Raw genomic sequence first — 22,168 nt, 5'->3', positions numbered from 1 at the left:
GTTATAAACGATTCGTTTAGGCCGCGCACTAGTGCTGCGCGACGACAACGCCCAGGCCATCGGGAATGACAGCGACCTTGGCATCGGCACCCTTCATCTCAAAGGCAAGCTTGAGCGCCTCCTCGAGGGTGTTGACCGGCGTCATGTGCATATCCTTGAGCATCTGGTGATCGCACAGGTCGGTGACCATGATCACAGGGTGATGCGCCAGGATGCGGGCAAAGATCTGGCTCGTCCACTGGTCGGGCAGGGTCTCGTCCTTGGGACGATCGATGCAGGCACGCTCAAACTCTGCCGGATCGTTGTCGGCGATGTTGTGATAGAAGCCCTCGCCACCGTGACCGTCAGCGCAACCGGCAACGTCGATGATCACACCGCCCTCGGGAAGCGTGGCCTCGGCAGAGCACATGCCCTTCACGGCCTGGTAGATGTTCTGATCGAGCGGGTAACCGCCGTTGGTGGTGATGGCAATCTCGCACTCGACGGGCTCAACGCCGGCAAGGCTCTTCACGAACTCGCAGCCAGCCTCGTGCGCCTTATGGATATCGCCGGCAAAAGAACCGATGACCTCGTGCTTGCCGTTGAGCACCACGTTAAGCACAAAGGCAAGGTGAGCCATCTCGGCGGCGGCAAACATGTCCTCGCTCACGTGGTTGTGGCACAGGTTGCCGGCACGCGAGTGGGAATCATTCACAAACTGACCGTTGTGGTTGTACATGATGGTCTTGTAGCTGGCGACGCCAGGCAGGACGGACTTGCGGCTACCAGAGAAACCGGCAAAGAAATGCGGCTCAATGAAGCCCTCGGCAAGCAGCAGATCGCAATCGGCGGCAATCTTGTTGATGATGCACTCGCCACCAGAAGGCAGGGTGCCGATCTTTTTCATCATGCTGTCGTCAGTCGCGACGTGCATAACGATTTCCTCGTTGGCAACAATCTCCTCGCCATACTTGTTGACGAGTTCCTCGTGCGTCGACGGACGGTGCATACCCGTAGCAACCAAAATACGCACTCGAGCCTCGGGCGCAGCGGAATGGATGTGATGCAGCAGAATAGGCATCGTCACACGCGAGGGAACGGGGCGCGTATGATCGGAGCTAATAATGACGATATCCTTCTTGCCAGCACAAAGCTCCTCGAGCGAAGGCGAACCATAAGGGTTGGCAAGCGACTCCTCCACCAGCTCTTCCTGCGATTTTGTAGTCTTAAACTCGTTTTGATGACCTTCCATCACACCCGCGAAATTCTTATCCTCGAGCTCCAGATGCAACGTCTTGTGGTCAAACGGTAGTTCACATTCAAACAATGACGAGCGCCCTCTTCCTTTCAACTAACACACTAGATAAACCGTTGGAAGGATACGCCGCCCACCGAAAAACATCACCGTCCACCGACTCATTAACACAACGTTCATATTTGACCCACAACAAAACGACCGCGATCCCAAAGGGGACCGCGGCCGCCTGTCAAAGACACTATAGACAGGATGATTTACGCAGCGCCGAGGCAAACATCTAGCCCGAGACGTACGCACGTAAGCCATTTTGCATAAATGCGTTAATTAGTTGCATATAATAGCGCATGGATTTCTAGCCGTAACAGGGTAGTACCCTCCGGAGCGTGCATTTTTGCGAGTATTCAGCATCGCGGGATAAGATTTTGGTGCCAAAGGTCTTTCAAAAGGTAGATAGTCCTCATGACTCGACCCATCTGGATAGCATGCGGCGAGAAACCAGCCATATATGAACATCGCCAAAGCTCAATCGTCGTGCAAAAGCATCAACAGGGGCCGCGAACGTCACCCATAGCCTTATGCACCAATCTTTGGCTGCTGAAAACTCCGTTTTTTGCACGTCGCCCCAAGCACCACCCTCACCCAGCGGCTGATCCGCCGAAAACCGAGGACGAAAGGACCCGATGGGTTTCCCTCTGAATGCATTCCGCAGCACGAAGCCCCTTCCAAACGCGCGAAGCGCGCCATTAATTCCCCCAGCAGTAATCCACTGAAGACCGGACATCGCAGGGCCCGCCATTAGTTTACTTTTAGGCACACTCCGCAGGACGCAAGAAGCCCTCGCCGCACTCCACATTAAGCGCGAAGCGCGCCATTCTTCTCCTCAGCTTTAATCCCCGAAGACCGAGGACGAAGGGACCCGACGGGTTTCCCTCTGAATGCATTCCGCAGCACGAAGCCCTTTCCAAACGCGCGAAGCGCGCCATTATTCCCCCAGCCAGTAATCCGCCGAAGACCGGACATCGCAGGGTCCGCCATTAGTTTACTTTTAGGCACACTCCGCAGGACGCAAGAAGCCCTCGCCGCACAAAGTGCGCAGCGAGGGCTTCTTGCATGTCCGAGGACGTGCCTAAAAGTAAACTAATGGCGGACCCGGACGACTACAGGGCTATCGATTACCCCGTGTTCTGCAGTCCTGCCGAGACGCCGGTCACAGTCGAAAGAATCAGGCTCATGTACTCGGCCTTCTTCTCCTCGGCCATCTCGTCCTGGTTCATACGCACCTCGCGAAGGGCGCGGACCTGGGCGATGGACAGAGCGTCGACATAGGGGTTACGCACGCGGACGGCGCAGCCGAGCACGCGACGACGCTGCAGCGGCCACTCATCACCGACGATGGCAAGGACCCACTTACGGGTGAGCTGCATCTCGGTAAAGACCTTCTTGGACAGATCATCGCGGTCGCCCAGATGCAGATACATCTTGGCAATGCGCTGATCGGTCTTAGCAATCGACATCTCGATGTTGTCGATAAAGGTGCGGAAGAACGGCCACTCCTGGTAGGCAGCCTTGAGCTGGTCAAGGTCGCCCAACTGCTCGCAGGCGGTGCCCAGGCCGTACCAAGCGGCCAGGTTAATGCGCGCCTGGCTCCAGCTGAAGATCCACGGAATGGTACGCAGGTCGTCGAGCGACTTGGCGCCCAAGCCACGCTTGGCGGGACGCGAGCCGATCGGCAGCAGACCGACCTCGGTCAGCGGCGTCACGGTCGAGAACCACGGCGTAAAGTCCTCGGTGTTCAGCAGGTCCAGATAGCGCTCGTGGCTTGCGGCGTTAAGCTTCTCGGCCATATCCCAGAACTTCTGCGTGGTCTCGGTGTTAGTCTTCTCGACACTCGGGGCCGACTGCAAAAGCGTTGCGGCGGCAACGGACTCAACATGGCGCTGAGCCAGCGTGCGGTTGCCGTAACGGGCAAAGATGACCTCGCCCTGCTCGGTGAGCTTAAAGAAGCAGTTGACCGAACCCTTGGGCTGCGCCAGCACGGCCTTGTTGGCCGGGCCGCCGCCACGGCCCACGGCACCGCCGCGACCGTGCATGAGCACCAGGTCGATATCGTTCTTCTCGGCCCACTTGGCAATGCGCTCCTGCGCGGAGTGCAGCGCGAGCATGGCCGTGGTAGGACCGGCATCCTTGGAGGAGTCGGAATAGCCCAGCATGACCTCCATGCGGCGGTTGGTCTGGGCAAGGCGCTTTTGCACCACAGGCAGCGTAAGCATCTGGTCGAGCACGTCGACGCAGCCCTCGAGGTCCTCGAGCTGCTCGAACAGCGGGATCACGTCGAGCTCGGGGACATCCTCCTCATGTGCAAAGGACAGGTGGGCAAGCTCAAAGACGTCGGCCACATGCTGGGCGCTCTTGGTGAACGAGATGATGTAGCGGTGCGCCATCTTCTTGCCGTAGCGCTTTTGGATGGAGCCGATAGCGCGGAAGGTATCGATGACCTCGCGCGTCATGGGCTGCAGGTCGCCGTGGATACCGTTCTCGTGGATATCCTTGAGGGCGCGGGCGTGCACCACGGAGTGCTGACGGAACTCCATCTCGACCATATGGAAGCCGAAGGACTCGACCTGCCAGATAATGGTCTGGACCGGGCCGTAGGCAGCACGGACGGCACCGCAGGCGGCCAGGGAGCGCTGAACGACACGCAGGTCATCCAGGAACTCATCGGCGCTGTGGTACATGGTGTCGGTGATGCGACGCACGGTGGCGTTCAGACGGTCGGCCATGACGAGCATGACGGCGCGATGCGGCTCGTGCTCGGAGATCAGCTCGGCACGTGCGGTGTACTGGGTGCTCATCTCGACCTGATGGTTCCACAGGTTGATGAGCTCGGCAGACGGCTTGCTGTAGGTGGCCTCGAGCGTCAGGTTGCGGCCGATGCGGCGGCACTTGTCCTCGAGCTTGAGCACCATGTGCGTAAAGTACTTAGCAGCGACCTCGCGGCTCACCTTGGCGGTGACGTTGGGGTTGCCGTCACGGTCGGAGCCGATCCAGCTGCCGGGATGGAAGAATGCCGGGCACAGCGGCGGCACGGTACCGGCCTTATCACCCAGCACCCAGTCGTCAAAACGACGATAGATGACGGGGATAACGTCGAACAGCGTGTTATCGAAGATGTCGATGATGGTATCGGCTTCCTCGACCGGCGTGGGCTTCTTCAACGCGATGGGGCTCGTACGCACCAGGGCGTCGATCTCCTGCAGCATATGGCGCTCGTTCTCCACCAGGTCGGAGCCGCCCAGACGCGGACGCTCCTCCAGCAGGTTGGAGATACGGCGAATCTTGCCCTCGACGGCCTTGCGACGGGCCTCGGTGGGATGTGCGGTAAAGACAGGGTGGAACTCAAGCTTGCCGAGCAGCTCGTTGGCACCCTCGACACCCATCTCGTTTACCAACTGGTGATAGGCGACGGTGAGTTCGTTGGCGGGATCGACCTCGGTATCGGTCGATGCACCGGCCTCGCGCTCACGCAGCTGCGCGACACGGTAGTTCTCCTCCGACAGGTTAGCCAGATGGAAGAAGCTCGTAAAGGCGCGGACGATAACCTGCTGCTTATCGAGCGGCAGGCTGTCGATCAGATCAACGACTTCACGAAACGCCACGGCGGTGGGCTCGTCGGCAGCGGGCACGCCCTGCTCGTCGACGGACTCGTCGGCAGCGCGGGTGCCGGGGTTTCCGGCGTTGGCCACAATCTCGGCTGTCAAAATCTTGTCGAACAGGTCCGCGATCTCGGGATCATACTCGCTAAGCACACGGCGCTCCAGGCGCAGGAACAGCGCCAGATTATCGCGCAGCTCCTCGGGGATCTCGATCTCGGCGAGACGCTCCCTGGACTCGGCATTCGAGCCGATTCGGTTAACAAGGCGGTTGACCACGGCAGCGACACGCGCCGCAGCTTCGGGTACAGACTGGTTGCTTAGGTTCTCAGCCACGTTTCCTCCCATTCCTCCTTCTATGCACGTAACATGCGGTATTTATTATAGGCACTCGGCAAAAACTTTCGAAGCTGATTGCGCTTTACCACACAAAAGTATTTTCTGCATTGCAAGGCTTTTTGCCCCAAATGGTCGTATTTCTCGGTGGGCGGCATATGCAAACGGGGGCATTCCGCATAAATGCGAAACACCCCCGTAACAATCGCTCTCCATGAGCAGGGCACGTTAGCAGGCCCGCAGCTCAAAAAACATGCGCTACAGGCGCTCGCGAACCGCCTCGACCACGTTGGCCAAATCGACGAGAACCTCGTCGTGACTCTGCATGTCGCGCACCTTGACCTTGCCGGCGGCAAGCTCGTCGCCACCCAAGACCAGGATGAGCTTGGCGCCCACCTTATCGGCCTGCTTAAACTGGGCCTTGAGCGAACGGCCCTGATAGTCGGCCTCGGTCACAATCCCTGCAGCGCGAAGCTGCTGCGTAATGGTAAAGACGTTCTGACGCAGCTCCTTGCCGGCGTTGGCAACGTAGACGCACGGGACCTCCTCGGCACCCAGGTCGCTGCCAAAGGCCTGCAGGGCCAGCAGGGCGCGCTCAAAGCCGACGGCAAAGCCGACGCCCGCCGTGGGCTTACCGCCCTCGAGCTCAACGAGGCCATCGTAGCGACCGCCACCACCGATGGAGCCGACACCGGCGCCGGGAGCCTCGACCTCAAAGACAGTACGGGTGTAGTAGTCCAGGCCGCGCACCAGGGTGGGATCCTCGACATACTCGATACCGGCGGCGTCCAGATAGCGCTTGACCTGCTCGTAGTGCTCGCGGCACTCATCGCACAGGTTGTCGCCCATCAGCGGAGCGTCGGCCATGATCTCGCGGCAATGGTCGTTCTTGCAGTCGAAGGCGCGCAGCGGGTTGAGCTCGGCGCGCTCGCGGCACTCGTCGCACATCTCGTCGGCGTGATCGAGGATAAACTGCTTGACCTGCTCGCGATATGCCGGACGGCACTGCGCATCGCCCATTGAGTTAATAAGCAGACGGAGCTTGGACAGATCGAAGCCCAGGCGCTTGTAGAACTCCATGAGCATGATGATGCACTCGGCGTCGGCAGCCGGATCGGGAGCGCCGAGCCACTCGATGCCCACCTGGTGGAACTGGCGCAGGCGACCCTTCTGGGGACGCTCGCCACGGAACATGGCCTCGGCGTAATAGGCCTTAAACGGCGTGGAGCCCTGGGGCACCAGGTTGTTCTCCACGACGGCGCGCACCACGCCGGCCGTGCCCTCGGGGCGAAGCGCCAAGCGCTGCTTGGGCTTGAGCTTGGTATCGGTACCCTCGGTAAAGACGCGCTCCAGGTTGGCGCCGCTGAACACGCGGAACATCTCCTTGCGCACGACGTCGGTCGACTGGCCGATGCCGTGGACAAACACGTCCACCTGCTCGATCGCGGGCGTCTCGATGGGTTTAAAACCAAACGGCTCGAACACGCCGGCCGCAATCTGCTGCATCTTTTGCCAGGCGCGCATCTCGGCGCCGATAAGGTCGCGGGTTCCCTCCGCCTTCTGTGCCTGCATGGGCAAACACCTTTCTTTTGTATCGCGTCATAGGTAACGGTCATTATACGGCACAAACACAAACCGCGGCGGCGCGTCTGACCGAACGAGGGTATGGGGACTCGTTCGGCCTGACGCACCGCCGCTGTTTGCGATCCGCTTTCCTCCGTCCCCTTCGGATCACGTGATCTGTTGGGGACGGAGGAAAACGGATCATTTCGTAGGCCCGTGGCCGCCTTGGAAACCGAATGATGGTACGAGCATCCATTCGGCTTCCAAGGCGGCCACGGATAGAACGGGGCGAACAGAAAAGAGCGACGGACGTCTACTCCCCCGCCACGCTCGCGCGCAGCTTGGCGGCGATGGGCTCCGAGGCCAGCAGGAATACGAGCATGACCACAGAACACACCAGGCACACGATCCAGGCGCTCGCAAAGGAGCCAGAGACGGCAAAGAGCACGTAGACCTGCCACAGCTCACCGACAAAGCTCATGCCGGCAAGCACCGCCGAGGTAGCGATAACGGTGAGCGAGCCCAATACGCGGCCACTCACCTTATCGGCAACATGGCCGATAACGAGCGAACCCACGACGCTCACTACGGTGGAGATGGCATTGGAGATGTTGTACTGCGCAAGGGAAATGCCCAGGTCGCTGACGATCAGCGGCTGGAATAGGCTCATGCAGTTGACGAAAATCGTGTAGCACGTGGCCATGATCACGAAGCCGGAGGCCACCACGAGCCAGCCGGGGAAGAACTTACGCTGCTGGGGCATACTGCTCCTTATTTAACAAACGAATAGCCGGCGCAGGGGCCGGTAGTGCCCAAGATTGCCTTGAAAGACAAGGGCATAGGCCTTACGGCCATGCCCGCAGGCTTGAAAGGCAAGGTTGGGTGCTACCGGTGGTCGGCGATATAGCCCAAAGCGACGGCGGTATAGGCCGCGGCGCCGAGCGGCAGCTCGGCATCGTTAAAACGTGCCTTGGGATGGTGCTGGGCAAAGCGTTCGTCCGTGTCGGTTACGGCCGCGCCCACGGTAAAGTACGCACTCGGAATCTCGCTCGAGATAAGCGCAAAGTCCTCACTCGCCATGGCATGGAAAAGCGGCAAGAAAGCCGCCTTGGGCAGCACTGCGCCCACGTAGCCAAGCGACGCCTGAGTCATATCGCTGTCGAGTACAAGCGGCGGAACATCCGAAAGCGTCTCGATGGTCGCCGGCGTACGATATGTTGTGGCAACGCCGTTAACGACCTCCGCGATGCGGGTCTTGAGGTGCTCCATGAGCTCAACATCGAAGCCGCGCAGCGTTCCCTCGAGCACGCAGGTGTCGGGGATGACGTTGGCCGCCAAGCCGCCAGCAAACTTACCAACGGTAAGTGCGACTTCCTTGGCCGCCGGCACCTCGCGGGCGATAAGCTCCTGGAGCGCCAGGTGCACATGGACGCCGGCCGCGATGGGGTCGATGCAGATCTCGGGGCTCGAGCCATGGCCGCCCTTGCCCTGGAGCGTGATGCGGAAACCGTACACGCCCGAGAGCGCCGGGCTGCCGTAGAGCACCAGGCCAAGCGGCGACTGGCTGTTGACATGCATGGCGAAGGCCGCCTGAGGGCGCGGGTTCTGCAGCAGACCGTCGGCGATGGCGGCGCGGGCACCCTCAAAGGTTTCCTCGCCCGGCTGGAACAGCAACTTAACCGTAGCGTTGGCATCAACAAGCTCTGCCTCGCGCGCTTTGAGCATACGAGCCGCACCAAGCAGCGCCGTCGCGTGCATATCGTGACCGCAAGCGTGCATGCAGCCGTTGGTGGATGCAAAGGGCTCGCCGGATTCCTCGGCAACGGGCAGGGCGTCCATGTCGCCACGCAGCATGATGACCGTACCGGCCTGCTCATTCGTGCAGATGCCATTGCCTTGGGCCGCGGCGGCACCGGCGCCGACAAGGCCAACAACGCAGGAACCATCGACGAGCGTAGCAAATGGGATGTCCATCTCGGTCAGGCGCGCTTGGATATACGTAGAGGTCTGCGGGAGGCTATTACCCAGCTCGGGCATCTGATGTAAATCGTGTCGCCACGCAGCGAGCTCGTCTGCAAAAGCCTGAGCTTCTGCGACAAGACCGTCACCGATAGCGGCCTGCGCCGCCGCGGTGGCCTGGGGCGCTGGTTGCGGTTGAAAATCGGACAGAGCTGATGCCATAGAAGCCCTCCAGTAACGTTTTTGCAGCACGCACTTTGATAGCGTAAAGTGCAAGGTACAACTGTAAGGGCATGACATAAAAATGCCGCCCTGGGAGGGCGGCGCAACAAGTTGTTTACAATTGCGGGTGTGATTTTCGGCGCAAGAAATCGAAATGCGTCTCGCTCAAGATAATCGAAAGAAAGATGAGCGCGAAGCCGGCGAGCAGGCGCGAGGTGAGCGCCTCCCCCATCAGCAGCACCGAGAACAGCACGCCCGAAGGCGACTCCATCGAAAGGAGCAGTGAGCCCGTCGAGGCCGAGACATGCGCCAAGCCGACGTTTTGGATGAGCAGAGCCGCGCATGTGCAACCAACCGAGAGAAACGCCATCGCGCTGATAAAGCTCGGCGTCCACACGGACAGAGGCGCTTGGGTCTCGAATAGCAGCGACGTTGCCAGGCTCAGCACGCCGTTGCCCACAAACATCCAAAACGTGATGACGTTGATGTCCATTTTGCGACCGTACTTGGCAGTCACCGCCATCTGGATGGCGAAAAAGACCGCACCCGCCAGCGTAATGACATCACCGATGTTGAATTCAACGCTATCGAGCGCCACCAAGCCAATGCCCGCCAAGCACAGCAGCGCCGCGCCCAGGTTATAGCGGGTGAGTTTTTCGCCGCTCAGAAAATAGCTCGCGAACGGCACAACGATGCAATACGTGCCCGTCAAAAAAGCATTCTTGCCCGCCGTGGTGTGCGCCAGACCGACTGTCTGCAGGGCGTAGGCGGCCCACATAAGTGCGCCCATGCCAAGTCCGACGATAAGGTTGCGGGCGTTGAGGTGCGCGATGATGCGCTTGTGGAAGATGAAAAACATGACCAACGCCGCAGGCAGAAAGCGCACGTAGAGCAGTTCGAACACCGGAATGGTGTCGAGCGCGTCCTTCATGGTCGTAAAGGAGTAGCCCCAGACGACTGCCACCGAAAGCAGCAGGACTTTCCAGAACAGCGGCGAGCGAGCGCCGGCGCCGCGGGAGGTGCCGCCCGCGCCCAGGTCCTCGCGAGCAACAGGGCTATCGGGCATCATTTCGATATTGTCAGTGGCATGCTGGGCCATAGGGCATCCTCGCGCTCAATCTGGGCGTGGTGTCCGCACGCGCATGGCTGCGTGCCGCCTCATGGTCAAATAAAAGCAGGGCGCACCGGACCCCCGGCACGCCCCGCTACTGTAGCAACAACCAAGCAGCCCGTGCAATTCACTACGCTAAAGCATCGGGTTGGAAGATCTCGATGTTCCGACGGCGTTTACGTTGCTGAACTAAATCAATTTGGTTGACTCCAGTTTTTCGATGATCCAGTCGTTGGCTTTGATGACCGGGCGGCGGAAGACGACGCCCAGTGCCAGCGACGGAATCAGATAGCTCGCCAGAATGCCCAGCTCAACCCAGTACTCCATATGGTAGGCGCCAGCCATGGCGGCATGCATGGCGTTAATGCCATGGGTAAACGGCAGGAACGGATAGATCGCCTGGAACACAGGGCCGGTCATCTCGATGGGGAACGTACCGCCCGAACCGCCGACCTGCATGACCAGCAGCACAACGGCCAAAGCCTTGCCGATATCGCCAAACGAAACCGTAAGCGTGTAGACGATATTGGAGAACACGAGACTCGCGACCCAGCCCGCCAGCACAAACTGCAGCGGGTCGTCGCACTGGATGCCAAAGAACAGGATGTCGCCCGCGCACACGAGCGTTGCCTGCAGCAGGGCCAGACCGCCAAAGAACAGGTAGCGGCCCAGGTAGATCTCGTGCAGGCGCACGGGGATGAGCTCGTTGATAAGCTCATCGTCAACCGAGACCTTCATCATGGCCGCCAGTACGATTGAGCCGACCCAGAGCGACAAAATCGTGTAGAACGGCGCCATGGCCGAACCGTAGTTGCGGATCGGATAGACCGGCTTGCGGTCGAGCGCGACGGGACCGGAAAGCGACACGGCCAGACCCTCGGGATCATTGCCGATCATCGTCTTGATCGTAGCGAGGTCATCTGACATCAAGGCACCGTCGAGCTCGTCCTTAAACGCGCTGATCTTGTCCGACGCTTCGCCCAACTGATCGGAAGCCTTGTTGACCAGCTTTGCAGCCTTGGAGAGGCCCTTTGCCAGCGAACCGGATGCGTCGGTCAGGCCGTCTACGGCGCTATCCAGATTGCCCGAGATACCATCGAGCGAGTCTAGGATGCCCGAGACGGTCTTCTTGAGCTCCTTGGCCTTAACCGAGAACGTGGAATCGTAATCGGATTTGGCGCCCGCGATGCCGGCCTTGGCATCGGCGATGGCCTGATCGACCTCGGCACGCGAGTTGTTGACCTCGGCCATGCTATCGGAGAGAGACTTCGCGGTGGCCGCCAGATCCTTGGCATTGCTGCGGTACTCAACGGCGATTCTGCCCAGCGACGTCGCGGCGGACTTGAGGCCGTCCTTCAAATTCTCATCGCTCACCTGGTCGGCAAGGCTGCGGAGCTGATCGGCCATCGCATCGATATCCTTGGCGCGCGCATTAAGAGCCGCAGCGGCATCGTTGAGTTGGGACACCGTAAGGTAGACATGCTGGTTCGCGGTGTCGAACGCCTTCGCGAGCTCGGCAGACACATTGTCGAACGAACCCGCACTTCCATCGATTGCGGCATCGATGGCATCGTTTGCCGCCTTAAGCGCTTCTTTGGAATCATCGATGCCGCTTTTGGCATGTTCCATGAGCTGCTTTGTCGACTCATCGACGGCACCGGTCTGCTTGAGCATGCCGCTCGCCGACGTCAGCGAATCGGACGTGGAGCTCAAAATGCCCGCCAGCGACGAAGCATTTGCCTGAACGTCTCGCAGGTCCTCAATCGAATCGCCGAGCGTCGAGGACAGGTTGGCGATAAAGTTGCTGACCTGGTCGGTGCTCATGTAATCGAGCAGGCTGGACACCGTCTTAAGACCGATGCTCGTAATGGTCTCGGTAAAAGTTTCGTTAACCTGGCTCTGAACGGCACTCGAACCCTTCTCGGTCACGATCTGCGCGATGGCGTTGGCCTTCTGGTTCTCGTAAAACTCGATATCGGCGTGTTTCACGTCGGTCGAGAAAAGCGTCATCATGTCAGCGCTAAACGTTTTGGGGATAACGACGGCAGCATAGTACGCGCCCGACTTAACGCCCTCGATAGCCTTTTCGCGATTGTTGAGCACAACCCAATCGAAGCTCTCGTTGCCGCGTAGGGTGGCGGTCACGTTTTCGCCCACGTTAACCTCGACGGGGATCAAATCGCTCTCGTAGCCCTCATCGGTGTTGACCACGGCGATCTTAAGATTGCCGGTGTTGCCGTACGGATCCCAGCTGCCGGCGATGTTAAACCACGCGTACAGACACGGTACGATAATGAGGCCCATCACGACAACCAAGCCGATCACGGAGCGAGACACGTTTTGGACATCGCGCTTAAACAGATGCAGGATGTTCTTCATTTATGCCTCACCTCCTTTGGAGTGCTTGCCAAGCGCGGTGGTATCTCCATCATTTGTGGCTGTGCTGTCGCTGCCCTGAGATTTATGGTGCGAGCCGATATGCGGCAAGCGGCCCGTGGACTGATCGCCGCCCTTGGCACCACGCTCGCTGGCGTTGAGGCCAAACATGTGGCGGGCGGCAGGAATGGCGGCCGTGTGTTCGCGCATCTCGCGACGCAGGTCCTCATCCGAAAGCGCCGAGATGCGCATCTGGGTATTGAGGCTCGCTCGGATATATTCGATATTGATAAGCCAGCCGCAGATGGCAATAACCGAGATGATCCAAATGACAAGCAGGATGATCTTGCCGTTATTGTCGATATCGAGAACCGTCGACAGGACAAAGAGCAGGACCTGAACGCCCACCACGGCGGCAAAACCGCCCTTGATGTAGTACGGGTAGCGATGTTCAAAGGCGACCGCATGATCGAGCAGTTCGCGACGGTACGAATCGGAATCGAGCATGACGCGCATGGCCGTGCGCAGCGAGTAGCGCTGGCGCGGCAGGTCGTTGGACTCGCAAATCATCATACCGGTCGTGGAGAGCTGTTTATCAAAGAGCAGGTTGAGGTTGAGCAGCAGCGGACGCAGCTGCAGGCCGATAAAGAGCGCCACGATCAAGAACACGCCCAGAATGCACAGGTTAAACAGGTAGTTGAACGAATACATGCCGCCGACCGTCTCGCGCAGCAGATTGATGCCGTAGGTAAAGGGCAGCAGCGGGTGCAGCCACTGGAAGAAGCCGGGCATCATCTCGATGGGGTACATGCCCGACGAACCCGGGATCTGCACGATGACGAGAATGACGCCGATAGCCTTGCCGATATGCTTAAACGTGGTGGACAGCGCATAGATGATATTGACGTAGGTGAACGAAATGGCGATGCCGCCCAGCACGAACAGCAGCGGGCTGACGCACTGCACGCCAATCACCAGATCGCCTACCGTAACGATGATGGCCTGCAACGCGCCCAGGATCACCATGAGCAACCAGCGGCCAAAGTAGCCTTGGCGCGCCGTAAAGCTGCCAACACCTTCACGGTCGACCTCGAGCTTGTAAATGGCGATGAGCACATAGCCGCCCACCCAAAGCGCCAGATTGGTGTAGAAGGGAGCGATGCCCGAGCCAAAGCTCTTGACCGGATAGATTGACTTGGACGTCAACTCAACCGGAGACGCCATGAAATCTGCCACGTCATTGACATCGACGCCCATCAGATCGGCCAGCTCGCCCATGGACTCGGAGGTCTGCAGCGCCGCGATGTCATTGGCGGCGGTGGCGAGCTTGTCCTGGACCTTGGCAAGCGAGGCGTCGGTCTGGGACAGCGTGGTCTTGGCCTGACCGAGCGTAGCGTTGAGTTGCGAAAGTGTACCGCGCGCACTTGCAATAGTAGGCGTGAGGCCAGACACGATTCCCGTCAGATCACCCGAGACGGCGGCAAATGAATCAAGCGCGCTCGAGGCCTTCGGCAGCGCGTTTTGACCCAGGTCCGTCTGGGCCTGGCCAAGGTTGGTCGCACCGGTCTGGATTGCGTTATTGATAGCGTCACTGGCACCCGAAACAGCCGCTGCGTCATTCGCCATGGCGCTCGACTGCGCGGACAGACCGTCCTTGATGCTCTGAAGCTTTTCATTCTGCTCTCGAAGCAAATCGATGGTCGATACAATGCGCGCGTCAATTTCCTCGGAACCTGTCGACGTGTCATTGGCGAGAATCTCCAAGTGCCCGATAACGGCCTTATTGTGGTCGATCGTCGCTTGAAGAGACTCGAGCGAGTTGTCGATACGGGTGGTCGTAGATGTGACCGCGCCCGTCAGCTTGCCGATGGCAGCGTTCGCAGAGGCCGACGTCTTGGTGAGCGCAAGGCTGCCTTCCGAGAGCGCCTTGGAGAGCGAGGTGATGGAGTTGGCCGCCGTGGTGCGAGCTTCGCTCAGCAGGTCGTTGCCCTGGGAGATCGCCTGCGTCAGCGACGGTGCCTGGCCTTGCAAGCCGGCAAGTGCCGCATCAGCCGAGGCGATAGCGCCACTCGTCTTATCGATGGCGGCATTCATATCGCCAATCGAATCGCGCACCTCGCCCAAGGTGTCGGACGCCTCGGACACCGAACTTGCCAGCGAGTCCTGAGTCTGGGTTGCCTTGTCCTTTAAATCGACACCGGCATCCTTGGCAATACTGGCAACGGTCTCGCCCACCGTAGAGACAAATTCCGAGTTGATCTGCTCCTCGATGGTGTTTGCACCGGTATCGGTAACCTTGGGCGCAATGGCGCTCTTCTTCTCATTGACGTAGTACGTGAGCTTGGGCTGATGGTAGTTGCCGTCGAGCATCGAAACCAGGTTATCCGAGAAGTTCTTGGGAATCACGATAGCGGCATAGTACTCGCCGCTCTCGACGCCCTCCTTGGCATCGGCCGTCGAGTCGACGAACGTCCAGCCCAACTGATGATTCTCCTTGAGCTGGTCGACCACTTTGTCGCCAGCGTTGAGCTCACCCACCAAGTCGTTTTGGGTGCCCTGATCGTTGTTGGCGATGGCAATCTTGATACCCTGAGTGTTTCCGTACGGATCCCAGTTTGCCACGATGTTGTACCAGGCATACAGCGAGGGAATAACGCACACGCCTAGGGTAACCACCAGGGCGACGGGGTTCACAAGCAGTCGCTTAATGTCGCGCTTAAATATCGCAAAGGACACCTTTGCATTGGATAGTTTGCTGCCGAGACTCACGCTTGGACCATCCATCCTGTCGTTAAATCGAATCGTACTATCGACAACCATTGTAGTAGGCGCTTTAACGTCTCAAAGCACAATGGTGTTGAGTTTTGCGGGTAGCAATATACTACGAAGATGAGTTAACGTACAGATGTACAGTATCCTAAATTTCAGCAGGTCACAAAACCACAACCCGCACAAATTAGCAATTCAAATAGTCATCGGGGACGTTCTTAAACGACTAGTCAAACAAAAACGTCCCCAATGACTACTTAGGACCACGGCAACGTCGATGTTTTGGCAATGCCAGCGAGCGGGCGCCAGAGCGAACAAATTGGCATGAAAAGAGGACGGCATAGACCTTCTGGTCATGCCGTCCTCTTTGAATGACAAGTTGTCGCTCTGGCGCCCGCGCAGCGTCGACTGGTCCGCCGTTCGTTAGAACGGCGGAACTGAGGGCAGCGTCGAGCCGTTACGCGGTTTGGTAAAACCGCGTAACTACCTAACTACATCAAGTTGCAAACAGCCGCCGCGAAGGCAACGGGGTCCTCGGGGAGGATACCCTCGACCAGCAGGGCCTGATCGTAGAGCAGACCAGAGTACTGCTTGATCTTGTCGGCGTCGCCTGCCTTCTGGGCAGCGACAAGCTTGTCAAAGACCGGGTGCTTGGCGTTGAGCTCGAGCACGCGCTGGCTCTTGGGCATGCCGTCGGGCGCGCCCTCGGGTCCCTTCTGGAGTACCTTCTCCATCTCAAGCGAAAGCGGACCCTCGGTGGTGATGCAAGCGGGGGCATCGGTCAGGCGCGCGGAGACGGCAACTTTCTCGACCTTGTCACCGAGTGCCTCTTTCATAGCGCTAAAGAGGTCCTCGTTCTCCTTGGTGGCGTCCTCGGCCTCCTTCTTCTCATCCTCGGTCGCCAGGTCAAGATCACCGGTCGCGACGTTCTTGAGCTCCAGATGACGATCCTCGACCTCGGGCTCGGCACCGTCGGCCACAGCCTTCTCGGCAGCCTCGCGGGCAGCATCGTCCTCGTAGATCTTGCGCATATCGGCGGCAACGTACTCACGCATGGCCTGGAAGGTAAACTCATCCACGTCCTGCGTCAGAAGCAGCACGTCATAGCCGCGGTCGAGCACGCCCTTTACCACGGGCATCTTGGCCAAGCGCTCGCGCGAATCGCCGGCGGCGTAGTAGATGGCCTTCTGATCCTCGGGCATGCCCTTGGCATACTCGGCCAGTGTAATCATCTTCTGTTCCTTGGCAGACCAGAACAGCAACAGGTCGGCGAGCTCATCGGCCTTCATGCCATAGCTCGAGTAGATGCCGTACTTAAGGCCGCGGCCAAAGTTCTCAAAGAACTTCTCGTAGGCCTCGCGGTCGTTGTCACGCATATCCTCAAGGTCAGCGGTGATCTTCTTTTCCACACGCTTGGCGATGGCCTTGAGCTGACGGTTCTGCTGCAGCGTCTCACGCGAGATGTTGAGCGACACGTCGGCGGAATCCACGACGCCGCGGACAAAGTTGTAGTAGTCGGGCAGCAGGTCGTCGCACTTCTCCATGATCAGGACATTGGAGCTGTAGAGCGCCAGACCCTTCTCGTAATCCTTGCTGTACAGATCGAACGGCGCGCGGCCCGGCACAAACAGCAGGGCGTCATACTCGAGCGTGCCCTCGGCATGGAAGCTGATGGTGCGCGCAGGATCGTCAAAGTCGTGGAACGTGGACTTGTAGAACTCGTCGTAGTCCTTCTGCTCGACATCGGAGCTGCGCTTTTTCCAGATCGGCGTCATGGAGTTGACGGTCTCGAGCTCCTGGTAGTCCTCGTACTCGGGCGTGTAGTCATCGCCAGCATCCTCGGGCTTGGGCTTCTGGCGGCTCTTGGACACCATCATCTGGATCGGGTAACGCACATAGTTACTGTACTGCTGAATTAGGCTCTTGAGGCCCCACTCGGTCAGGAAGCGATCGTAGGTCTCGGCCTCGCCGTCGGCATCGAGCTTCTCGTTCTCGCGCAGCGTCAGGATGACATCGGTACCGTGCTCGGCACGCTCGCCGTCCTCGATGGTGTAGCCCTCAAGACCGTCGGATTCCCACACATGGGCGACATCCGCGCCATAGGCGCGGCTGACGACCTTCACATGGCTGGCGACCATAAAAGCCGAGTAGAAGCCCACGCCAAACTGGCCGATGATGTCGACTTCCGAACCCTGCTGCTCGGCGTTCTCGGTCTTAAACTCCTCGGAGCCGGAATGGGCGATGGTGCCCAGGTTGCGCTCGAGCTCCTCGGCGGTCATGCCAATGCCGTTATCCGAGATCGTGATGGTGCGGGCATCCTTGTCGAAAGAGACGCGGATGGCAAGGTCACCTTGGTCGAGCTTAACGCTCGGGTCCTGCAGGCTCTTAAAGTTGAGCTTGTCGACGGCGTCGCTCGCGTTAGAGATAAGCTCGCGCAGGAAGATTTCCTTATTGGTGTAGATGGAGTTGATCATGAGGTCGAGCAGTTTTTTGCTCTCGGTCTTAAATTGACGCATGTGCAGTCCTTTCGCGCTACCCCCGTCCGCAAAAACGGCCCGGTCGCCCGAGCCGAATCGCAGACCTGCTATGTTCAGACTTAGATTTTATAACCCATTAGCGCGCATATATACATACGGAATCGAAAAACTGTATGTCTAAGCGCTCCGATGCGCCAATTTCCAAGGAGCGTCCCCAACTGCCGGCAGAAAAGGAACGTCCCTATCTGCCATCTACGCGCTTGGCCATCCAGACATGGGGCTGGCCCTCGTCTTCGTAATCTACCGGGGCAATTTGCGTGTAGCCCGCCTTTGCATAGAGCGGCAACACGTATTCCTGCGCATGCAGCTTAATAAGCTTAGCGCCGGCATCGCGTGCACACGAAGCACTGGCCTCGACGATCGCACTCGCCAGTCCGCGACGACGCATAGCCGGCAGCACGGCGACGCGCCCCATAATGTAGGTCTCCCCCGCCGCAACGCCTTCGTCCATGTCGCATGCCGGCAACACCGGGGCCTCTGCGTCAGCCACGCGCTCAAGCTCTTCGGGAAACACGCGCGAGCAACCGGCAAGCTCGCCGTCTACATAGAGCGTCACATGAATGCAGTTTGGATCCTCGTCGATAGCGTCGAACTCATTCTCGTAGCCTTGCTCGTCCATAAAAATGACGCGGCGCACCAACGCCGCGTCATCAAAGCATCCCGTCTTAAGTTGGATATCCATGGCTGCCCTTTCATTCAATGCGAACGTTAGGGACAGATATTAGCGAAAATGAGCTCCGCGCACGCTATACTTCGCGCGAGCCTTCGCCAGGCAGTCGTAATGACCCACGTTATGGGCATCGCTCGCGATGAAGCTGTACAGGTTCTGATCGAACAGGCGCTGTGCCGGCTTTTTCTCGCGACCAAATCGACCGCCGGCAATAAAGTCCGCCGAAGCCTGCAGCTTGCAGCCCATATCGACCAGGCGCTCCGCCACGCTTACATCCTTTTGAACCGCACGATAGCGCTCAGGATGAGCGATGATCACCTGGTAGCCACGGCACTGCAAATCGTAAATCGTGTTCTCGTACTCTCTAAACGCATACGCATCGGCATGCGTCGAAAGCTCGAGCAGAAACTCGTTGGTCCCATCGAAATGCAAGTGCTCCGCGGCATCGATACCAAGCTCAACGAGCTTTCGATGGTTGACCTCGAAGCCCATCTGGAGCGGAAAACCGTCAGCGTTATCACGCAGCAGCTCAAAGGCATCCCACATCTTGTCGTAATCAAAATAGGGATCACGGCAGTGAGGAGTGCAAACGATTCTGGTTACACCGGCCCGCTTGGCAGCCTCGAGCATCGCCAAGCTCTCATCGAGATCGGCGGCGCCGTCGTCTACACCCGGCAAGATATGGCAATGAATGTCACGCATAGGTCAGCCTTAATCAACTAAACGTTTGCTCGGTTGGTGAAGATGCCCTTTTTGGAAGTCCCCTGATCGTCGGAGCCCTTCTTCACCTTCTTACCGTCCTTGGTGTAGTAGGAGTAGTAGTACTCGCTGGTCTCGGTCTCGCAGTAGTTCATAACGGTACCAATGAGCTTGACCTTCTCGGACTTCTTAAGCTGACCGATGGCGTTGAGCGCCTCCTCGCGCTTGGTGAAATCCTCACGCACGACAAAAAGCGCACCGTCGGTCAGACTTGCGATCTCGGCAGCATCGATGAAGGTGCCGACCGGGGGAGCATCAAAGATGACGTACTGGAACTTGGCGGACAGTGCCTTTACCAGCTTGGCAAAGCGGTGAGAGACGATGATGTCGGCAGGATTGGGAATATGCGGCTCGGCATCGAGGAAGTAGAAGTTCTTCTGACCCGTCTCGACAATCGCCTGGTCAATAGAAACCTGCTCGGAAAGGACTGCATAGAGTCCGCCGCGGGAGCGGACGCCGAGCATATCGGCAAGGGACCTGCGACGCATATCAGCCTCGACCAGCAGGACGCTCTTGCCGCTGGTGGCGATAGCCTGGGCAAGGTTGATGGAAACCGTAGACTTGCCCTCGTTGGGAATCGAGGACGTAACGGTGATGGTGCGAATGGGGTCGTCCACGCTCGCAAAGCGGATGTTGGCCAGAAGGGTCTTGGCGGCATTCTGTACAACGAGCTTATCGGTGTTCTTTGCCTTAGCCATGCCTATTTACCACCTTTCATAGCCGGAATTCGGCCAACAACGGGAATGCCCAGGAGCTCTTCCGCCTCTTCGGCACCGCGGATGCGGGTATTGAGCATGTCTGCCAAAACGACATAGGCGACTGCGATAAAGATACCGGCGAGGAACGCGACGGCAATATACAGCGTGCGCTTGGGGCCGCTGGGGGCTTCGGGGGTCTTAGCCTCGTCGATAACGTTGATGCTCTGGGCAGCGCCGACGTTCTGAGCGACCGTACTCACCGAGCTAGCTATGGCCTTTGCGACCTCAGCCGTCTCCTTGGCATCGGTGCCGGTAACCGAAAGCGTAATGACACGCGTGGTGGTCTCGGAGGAAACAGACACCTTGTAGTCATCCAGATCGGTGAGGCCCAGTTCCTTGGCGGCGCCGCTCTTAACGCTATCGCTATCCAGCAGCGTGGCGATATCGTTGGAAAGCATCTGGCTCGCCGAGAGATCGTTGTAGCTCATCTGACCGCTATCGTCGGTTTTGGCGAGAATGTACATGCTCGTCGTCGCGGTGTAGGTGTTGTCCATCGCAACGAAGGACACGATGCCCATGGCGATCGCGCAGACCACCGGAAGGGTGATGACCAGCTTAAGGTGCTTCTTCAGCAGCTGGAACAGTTCGAGAAGGGTCATGCAGCTTGCCTTTCATTTCCCCAGTTCGGATTGACAAAACTGTCCGTATGTTATCGCATCTTTTTACCGAGACCAAACTCTATACATAAGAAACAGGCTCTCCTGTAAAAATGTCGGAAGCAATCGTAAAATTGCACAACAACGCCGCACCCGAAAGTCAAATGCGGCGTCTACATCAATACCTATGTTGTATCGCTATGCGAATGGCTCGTCCTGCTGTATGGGAAACGTCACCGTAATGGTGGTTCCCACGCCCAACTCGCTCGACAGATCGAGCGTGGCGTGATGATACAGGGCCGCATGCTTGACAATGGCAAGCCCCAGACCGGTTCCGCCGCGCGCCTTGGACCTACTCTTGTCCACGCGATAGAACCGCTCAAATACCTTGCCCTGTTCTTCAGGCGCGATACCGATTCCCGTGTCGGCGACCGCAAGGAACGGATGGCCTTCGTCGTTGGTGCCGCACTGCAGCGTAACCGTACCGCCGGGTCGATTGTAGCGGATGGCGTTGCTTGCCAGATTATAGATGAGCTCGTCAATCAAGCGCGACACGCCCTCGATGACCACAGGCTTGGTCTCATGACTTATCGTCACATTCGCCTGACGGGCGACCTGTTCAAGACGCTGCTCAACCGCGTAGATGGCACGCGAGAGCTCAATAGGCTCCGTGGACCCAATGGGCACCGCCTCGCCCTCAGTTGCACGCTCGGCCTCGTCCAAGTTAGACAGCGTAAGGATATCGTTGACAAGCGCTGCCAAGCGGCCCGCCTCACGATAGATGCGACCGCCAAAGTTGCGCAGGTCGCCCTCGCCCTCGACCATGCCGTTTGCGATGAGCTCGGCATAGCCCGAAATCGCCGTAAGCGGCGTCTTGAGCTCATGGGTGATATTCGCCGTGAACTCGCGGCGCATACGGTCGTTGTCCGCCAGCACCGCCATTTGGCGCTTGAGCTCCTGGCGCTGCGACTCAATACGCTCAAGCATGGGGACCATCTCGGCATAGGCGTGCTCATAGCTACGGCGTGGGTGGTCCAAATCCACCTCTTGCAACGGCGCGATGATGGCACGGGACTCGCGGCGCGCCATAAAAAACGAGAGTACCGCACCCGCTGCTGCGATAAGCAGCATCGGCGCCACCATCGACAGCAAAATCGCCGCAACGCCAGGCTGGGCCTGCGCCAAGCGGACAACCTGGCCGTTATCAAGGGCGACGGCGCGATACAGCATAATCTCGTCGAGCGTAGAGCTTGCGCGCTCCGCGGAACCCAAACCACTCTCAAAGGCCTCGATGACCTCGGGGCGATCGCCATGGTTGGGCAGTGTGGAAGGCGACGCCTCGTTGTCGTAGGCAACCGATCCATCCTTGTTAATCAGCGTGATGCGCAAGTCCTCTCGATCGAGGCTACGCAAGAACGGGATGGGCTCCTGCTGCTCGTCGAGGGCGGCAGCAATGAGCTCGGTTTCTTGCGCCAGGTTGGCACTCGTGGCATCCGCCAAGGTGTTTTGCACAAAGAACGCACCCAGCACCGTAAACGCCACGATAACCGCCATGGCGCAGACAAAGATCGTCACAAAAACGCGGTGCGACAGCGTATGTTTTCCCTGGGGGGCGAAGACCACGG

General features: G+C 58.8%; 14 protein-coding genes. All 14 read right to left on the bottom strand.

Translation table 11 applies throughout. From position 1 onward, the window contains the following. Positions 1–28 precede the first annotated feature (28 nt). Positions 29–1,306, bottom strand: a complete 1,278-nt coding sequence (larA, locus tag GPK42_RS09495; RefSeq protein ID WP_215694917.1) for a nickel-dependent lactate racemase — start codon at positions 1,304–1,306, stop codon at positions 29–31. A 1,103-nt stretch (positions 1,307–2,409) separates the two neighbouring features. Beyond that, a complete protein-coding gene (locus GPK42_RS09490) occupies positions 2,410–5,223 on the bottom strand; it encodes a phosphoenolpyruvate carboxylase (protein WP_423064374.1) in 2,814 nt (937 codons plus the stop codon). Positions 5,224–5,481: 258 nt separating this feature from the next. Beyond that, a complete protein-coding gene (gene hisS / locus GPK42_RS09485) occupies positions 5,482–6,795 on the bottom strand; it encodes a histidine--tRNA ligase (RefSeq protein WP_148332450.1) in 1,314 nt (437 codons plus the stop codon). Positions 6,796–7,099: 304 nt separating this feature from the next. Next, a complete protein-coding gene (locus GPK42_RS09480; RefSeq protein WP_215694915.1) occupies positions 7,100–7,549 on the bottom strand; it encodes an MFS transporter in 450 nt (149 codons plus the stop codon). A gap of 122 nt (positions 7,550–7,671) precedes the next feature. Further along, positions 7,672–8,967, bottom strand: coding sequence for a M20 family metallopeptidase (locus tag GPK42_RS09475; protein ID WP_215694914.1), 1,296 nt, complete (start codon positions 8,965–8,967; stop codon positions 7,672–7,674). A 115-nt stretch (positions 8,968–9,082) separates the two neighbouring features. After that, positions 9,083–10,066: a DMT family transporter gene (locus GPK42_RS09470; RefSeq protein WP_117770437.1), complete on the bottom strand. Its 984-nt coding sequence runs from the start codon at positions 10,064–10,066 to the stop codon at positions 9,083–9,085. 201 nt (positions 10,067–10,267) lie between these two features. Further along, positions 10,268–12,457, bottom strand: coding sequence for a YhgE/Pip domain-containing protein (locus GPK42_RS09465; protein ID WP_215694913.1), 2,190 nt, complete (start codon positions 12,455–12,457; stop codon positions 10,268–10,270). Further along, positions 12,458–15,223, bottom strand: coding sequence for a YhgE/Pip family protein (locus GPK42_RS09460; protein ID WP_338404355.1), 2,766 nt, complete (start codon positions 15,221–15,223; stop codon positions 12,458–12,460). Positions 15,224–15,714: 491 nt separating this feature from the next. Then, the gene (htpG, locus tag GPK42_RS09455; RefSeq protein WP_215694911.1) at positions 15,715–17,739 is read right to left on the bottom strand and encodes a molecular chaperone HtpG; all 2,025 of its coding nucleotides are present in this window, start codon (positions 17,737–17,739) and stop codon (positions 15,715–15,717) included. A 202-nt stretch (positions 17,740–17,941) separates the two neighbouring features. Beyond that, positions 17,942–18,442, bottom strand: coding sequence for a GNAT family N-acetyltransferase (locus tag GPK42_RS09450; protein ID WP_215694910.1), 501 nt, complete (start codon positions 18,440–18,442; stop codon positions 17,942–17,944). Positions 18,443–18,481: 39 nt separating this feature from the next. After that, positions 18,482–19,132 (bottom strand): tyrosine-protein phosphatase, encoded by a 651-nt coding sequence (locus GPK42_RS09445; RefSeq protein WP_215694909.1) that lies wholly within the window; start codon positions 19,130–19,132, stop codon positions 18,482–18,484. A gap of 17 nt (positions 19,133–19,149) precedes the next feature. After that, positions 19,150–19,887, bottom strand: coding sequence for a CpsD/CapB family tyrosine-protein kinase (locus GPK42_RS09440; RefSeq protein WP_035136836.1), 738 nt, complete (start codon positions 19,885–19,887; stop codon positions 19,150–19,152). Between the two features lie 2 nt (positions 19,888–19,889). After that, positions 19,890–20,546 (bottom strand): YveK family protein, encoded by a 657-nt coding sequence (locus GPK42_RS09435; RefSeq protein ID WP_055250503.1) that lies wholly within the window; start codon positions 20,544–20,546, stop codon positions 19,890–19,892. Between the two features lie 195 nt (positions 20,547–20,741). Then, complete coding sequence (locus tag GPK42_RS09430; RefSeq protein WP_271734519.1) at positions 20,742–22,166, bottom strand: sensor histidine kinase; 1,425 nt, start codon at positions 22,164–22,166, stop codon at positions 20,742–20,744. Between the last annotated feature and the right edge of the window lie 2 nt (positions 22,167–22,168).

It is taken from the genome of Collinsella aerofaciens, assembly GCF_018785265.1.
GTDB classification, from domain to species: Bacteria; Actinomycetota; Coriobacteriia; order Coriobacteriales; family Coriobacteriaceae; genus Collinsella; species Collinsella aerofaciens_AI.
Note: the sequence above shows the minus strand (reverse complement) of the source record. Positions and strands in the feature narration are given on the sequence as shown.